The sequence below is a fragment of the Inquilinus sp. OTU3971 genome (assembly GCF_038440215.1).
This window is the reverse complement of the sequence record NZ_JASATH010000411.1, coordinates 1-1,397: the sequence shown is the minus strand read 5'-3', so window position 1 is coordinate 1,397 and position 1,397 is coordinate 1. Positions and strand designations below refer to the sequence as shown.

Here is a 1,397-nt window from a genome sequence, read left to right as displayed (position 1 = left end):
CTAAATCCGATGTCAGAAGACCTGGATACTCCGTTGGCTGCTGTGCAGAATAGAAACTCATTTTGGCGCCGGTTGAGTTCTGTGACATTGTTTGTCACAATAGTAACAATATTGCTATCAGTGTATTTTTACGGTCCGTACTATCGTTTTTTCTTTAATGATCCAATTCGTTACACAGGATCAGCTTTATACAGAACCTTGCTGCTAACCCCTCAATCATTCTTCCAGATTGCTATAGTTCTGAAATTTGCAATAGACAAGAATAGAAAATCTTTCTCTATTTTGGCAATAGTGGCGCTACTGGTCGGAATAATATACACCTCGTTTATCACGTACGCTATCAACAACAGCTAGATAACTTACACACGCTGAAGATTCTCACGAAAGGAACGATCGTGGCGGAGCCTACTGGAAATTTCACTGAATCGACCGACGAGTTTGTTTCTCCGGGTACATTCGGTGATGGTACGCTAAATGAATTCGGTGGCGGTTGGGCTGCACCCCTGGACTGAGACAGAAGAATTAGGATGACATGGGCGATCGGAGACTGATGTCCGACAAGCCCAGGACTTCCACCGCAATTTCCCAGGCCTCGCTGAATCAGCCGCCGCCGCCCGTCACACCCACTTCATCGAGCTGTCGTAACCGCCCCGCCGCAGCCCCTCGACGGCATAGCGCAGGGCGTCGACCACGTGGTTCTCGCGGCCCTCCAGCTCGGACAGGATCACGCCGGTCTTCGGATGGGTGCGATAGCTGTACAGCGCCAGCTCGTCGATCAGGTGCCGGCAGCGCGGATGCACCACGATGTCGTGCGCCTTCAGGAACTCGACCCCGTCCTGCACCGACCCCGCCCCCTTGGTCGACCCCGTGATGCTGCCGAAGCCGTTGCGCTGCATATAGCTGATGGTCTCCGGCCGGGCGCTGTCGGCGATGATCGGCCCGCGCCGCGACCCCGGCACGGTGTCGAACAGGGCCGGCGTGCGGTCGATCTCGCAGCCGACCTGATAGGCCTCGTGGTCGACGAACAGCGTCCGGCCCACCACGAAGCAGCGCACCAGCACCGTCGGGTCGCGGGCGAAGCCCCAATCGGCGCCGAACAGGAAGCGGGCGCCGGCCGGCGTCTCGAACGCCTCCACCTTCCAGTTCCTGAACACCCGCGCCTCGCTGAAGGTCTGATAGCCGCCGAGCCAGACATGCTGGTGCTTGTCCGGGTCGCGTGCCCGGTCCCACTCCATCTCCACCCGCAGCACCTCCGGGAAATGCGGGTTGTCGGACCACGTCACCGGCACCAGCACGGAATCGGGCGGCGGCGTCCCGCCGCGGAACAGCGCGTCGACCGGGTCGTCCGCCCGGGTCGGGTTCCAGGTGAACCACAGCTCCGACCCCTTCTTGCGGAT

General features: G+C 58.9%; 2 protein-coding genes. One reads left to right on the top strand and one right to left on the bottom strand.

What is annotated here, in order from left to right:
• Positions 1-354: hypothetical protein (locus tag AAHM41_RS40160; protein ID WP_342242250.1), on the top strand; the 354-nt coding region annotated here is incomplete at its 5' end.
• 263 nt (positions 355-617) lie between these two features.
• Here AAHM41_RS40160 and AAHM41_RS40155 read toward each other — a convergent pair.
• The coding region (locus AAHM41_RS40155; protein WP_342242249.1) for a PBSX family phage terminase large subunit at positions 618-1,397 on the bottom strand (780 nt) is incomplete at its 5' end.